The organism is Pseudomonas sp. EGD-AK9 (assembly GCF_000465935.2).
GTDB lineage: Bacteria > Pseudomonadota > Gammaproteobacteria > Pseudomonadales > Pseudomonadaceae > Aquipseudomonas.
In genome coordinates this window covers 1-3,118 of the sequence record NZ_AVOF01000360.1, presented here as the reverse complement: position 1 = coordinate 3,118, position 3,118 = coordinate 1, and the positions used below count along the sequence as shown (strand labels likewise).

At 67.8% G+C, this 3,118-nt stretch carries 4 protein-coding genes; 1 reads left to right on the top strand and 3 read right to left on the bottom strand.

Features of this window, described 5'->3' with window-relative positions; translation table 11 throughout:
* Positions 1-857: AlgP family protein (locus N878_RS16280; RefSeq protein WP_021444670.1), on the bottom strand; the 857-nt coding region annotated here is incomplete at its 3' end.
* Positions 858-993: 136 nt separating this feature from the next.
* Between N878_RS16280 and N878_RS16275 the strand changes: the two genes are divergently transcribed.
* Positions 994-1,641: an FKBP-type peptidyl-prolyl cis-trans isomerase gene (locus N878_RS16275; RefSeq protein ID WP_021444669.1), complete on the top strand. Its 648-nt coding sequence runs from the start codon at positions 994-996 to the stop codon at positions 1,639-1,641.
* Between the two features lie 93 nt (positions 1,642-1,734).
* On the opposite strand, the gene N878_RS16270 is transcribed toward N878_RS16275, so the two are convergent.
* Complete coding sequence (locus tag N878_RS16270) at positions 1,735-2,208, bottom strand: Rsd/AlgQ family anti-sigma factor (protein ID WP_021444668.1); 474 nt, start codon at positions 2,206-2,208, stop codon at positions 1,735-1,737.
* Between the two features lie 307 nt (positions 2,209-2,515).
* Positions 2,516-3,007 carry a disulfide bond formation protein B gene (locus N878_RS16265; RefSeq protein ID WP_021444667.1) on the bottom strand — a complete coding sequence of 164 codons (492 nt, stop codon included), beginning with the start codon at positions 3,005-3,007 and terminating at the stop codon, positions 2,516-2,518.
* Positions 3,008-3,118 lie beyond the last annotated feature (111 nt).

Sequence of the window (3,118 nt, the reverse complement as noted above, 5' to 3'; positions counted from 1 at the left end):
GCGGGCTTGGCCGGGGCCTTCTTCACAGCGGCCTTGGGCGCCGCCGGCTTCTTCACCGCAACCGGCTTGCTGGCGGCCTTGGCTGCCGGTTTGGCAGGTGCGGTCTTGGTCGCCGGTTTGGCGGCAGCCGGCTTGGCGGCAGCAGGTTTAGCGACAGGCTTGGCCGCCGCTGGCTTGGCCGGTGCTTTGGCGGCGGGCTTACCGGCAGCAGGCTTGGCAGCGGCTTTGGCGGCCACGGGTTTCGCCGCGGCCTTAGTTGCCACGGCTTTGCTCGCAACCGCTTTGCTGGCGGCCGCCTTGCTGGCCACCGGCTTGGCGGCGGGCTTGCTTGCTGCGGGGGGCTTGGCCGCGGCAGGTTTGGCGGTGGCCTTCTTCGCCGGCGCCTTCGCGGCAGCGGGTTTCTTTGCCGCCACGGCTTTGCCGGCCGGTTTCGCGGCCGGGGCGGCCGCCTTGGCCTCGCGACCATCGAGCGCCTTGCCGGCGGCTTCCTTGACCTTGCCCACGCCCTGGGCCAGCTTCAGGCTCTCCTGGGCGTCGCGCTTGAGCTGCAGGATATAGGCGCGGGTCTCGCTCTGACGGGCCTTGAGAGCGTCGAGCAGCTCTTCCAGCTCGACCACCGCGTCCTTGGCCTTGGCCTGCGCCTTGGCCTTGCCGGCGACGGCAGCGTCCTGCAGCTTGCTGCGTGCCTTGTGCAGTTTTTCCTGGGCCTTGCCGCGCTGCTTCTCCAGCTTGGCGAGCAGTTTCTCGGCATCGACCAGCGCTTGCGAGCAGGCATTTTCCAGGTGCTCGAGCAGGCTGGTGGAGAGTTGGTGCAGCAGGTGCAAAGGGGTACTGATGGTCTTCTTCTTGGCCGACATGGCGCGCCTCCTGGCGGATGTGGATGCGCCCATACTAGACGCCCGCGCCCGACCCTGCCATAGGCCTTTTGGCGACCCGGGCAGGCAGCCGCGCGGGCTGGCATAATCGCCGCCATCTTGATCGGGAGACATCGCCATGAGCCGCGCCGCCTTCGCCCTCTTCGTTCTCTGCGCGAGCCTCGCGGCACAGGCCGACAGTCACCAGCAGGATCTGGCCTACAGCCTCGGCGCACGCCTGGGCGAACGCCTGCGCGAGGAGGTGCCGCAACTGCCGCTGAGCGACCTGCTGGAAGGTCTGCGCCAGGCCTACGCCGGCCAGCCGCTGCGCCTGGAAGAGGCGCGCATCGAAGAGTTGCTCGACCAGCACGAGGCGCGCATCGCCGCCGACCCGCAGCGCCATGCCCAGGCCATCGCCGCGCAGCGACGCTTTCTCGCCGAGCAGCGAATCCGCCCCAATGTGCGGGTGATCGAGGGCGGCGTGCTGGTCAGCGAGCTGCGCGCCGGCAGCGGCGCCAAGCCCGGTCCCGGCAGCCGGGTGCAGGTGCGTTACCGCGGCACCCTGGCCGACGGCAGCCCGTTCGACGAGAGCAGCGAACCGCAGTGGTTTCGCCTGGACAGCCTGATCGCCGGCTGGCGCAGCGCGCTGCTGCAGATGCCCAGCGGGGCACGCTGGCGCCTGGTGGTACCGTCGGATCAGGCTTACGGGGAAGAGGGCGCGGGCGATCTGATTCCGCCCCATGCGCCGCTGGTATTCGATCTGGAACTGCTCGACGTGGCCGACTGAACGTCGGCCCGGCTGACAGCTTCTGGCCCGGATGCAAGCCACGGCCGCCGACCTGTTGTCCGGATGCATCCGGGCTAAGCGGCCGTCGCAGGCTCAGAGCGCCGGCGCGGCCTGCTCCTGGTGGGCGTTGTGCAGCACCTCGATCAGGCAGTCTTCCAGCTCGAAACGTTCGTGCAGCAACTGCCCCAGGCGACCCAGCTCGGCCACCAGCGACACGCTGTCGCGGCAGTCGCCGTTGTCGCAGTGATCGTTGAAGGCCAGCGCCACCTCGGTGATGGCTTCGATGCGCGGGTAGATCTGCTTGGCCAGTTCCAGGCCGCGCTGATCGTTGAACGCCTTGGCCTCGCTGGTGAGCTGCTCGTAGACCTCGAAGTGACCGGCCGAGACGTAATCCACCAGGATTTCGCAGAAGCCCTGCAGGGCCTCGCCGTTGGCCGCCGGCGCCTGTGGCGACTCGACCAGGGCACTGTAGGCCTGCACCAGTTCATGGCGTTCGCCCAGCCAGCGATCGATCAGTTGGTGGACCCCACCCCAGCGTTCCTGTGCGTTCTGGCAACTTTCGAGCATGATGGACCTCGCTTCCCTTATCGCTAATGCCTGTTATGCGTCCGCTCCCGAGACGATTTTTCTGTGGCCTACCGGCGGCCAGCCTGCGCGGGGCGTCGCACTCGACGCCACAAACCGCTCCCGACGCTTTTTTGTCAATCGGTGCTTGGCTTTGGGAAGGCAACCGCGAAACGGCGTTTTTCCGGCGGTGCGTGCGAGCCAGATTATGCCCGTGGGCAGGCGCCATCAAGGCACCTCCGGGAGATAATTTCATACGAGCGTTTAATCGACGACCCGCGACAGCCGTGGCCTGGGCGATGGACCGCGATCAGCTGCGACGCAGCAACTGGAACAGGCAGAAACCGAGCATGGCGACGAAACCGAGCAGGCTCCACTCGGGAATGCTCATGCCGAACAGGCTCCACTTGACCTCGGCGCAGTCGGCGCTGCCCTGGAACACCAGGCGCACGATGTCCTGCATCGGCAGGGCCTGCATCATGAATTCCAGGCTCGGCAGGCAGGCCTCCAACTGGTCGGCCGGCACGCTCTGCAGCCAGATCTGCCGACCGGCCGTGGCGGCGCCGGCGCCGGCGAACAGCAGCGCCAGCAACGCATAGACCCGCCGACCGAAGCGCGCCGGGCCGTGCACGGCGGCCACCAGGCAGACCAGGCCGAAGGCGATCACGCAGATGCGCTGCAGCACGCACATCGGGCAGGGCTCCAGGCCGACCACGTGTTCCAGGTACAGGGCCGCCGCCATCAGCAGCAGACTGCCGACGAATGCCAGGAAGAACAGGGGACGCGGACTGGCCAGGTACATGGAGGCTCCGAGGGAGAGAAATCGAGGGCAGTTACGGTAGAGGAAAGCGCGGGCGCCTTTCAAGGCGCCTCACATGCTGCCGCGCGCTGTTCGTCCACCCAGCGCGCCCCT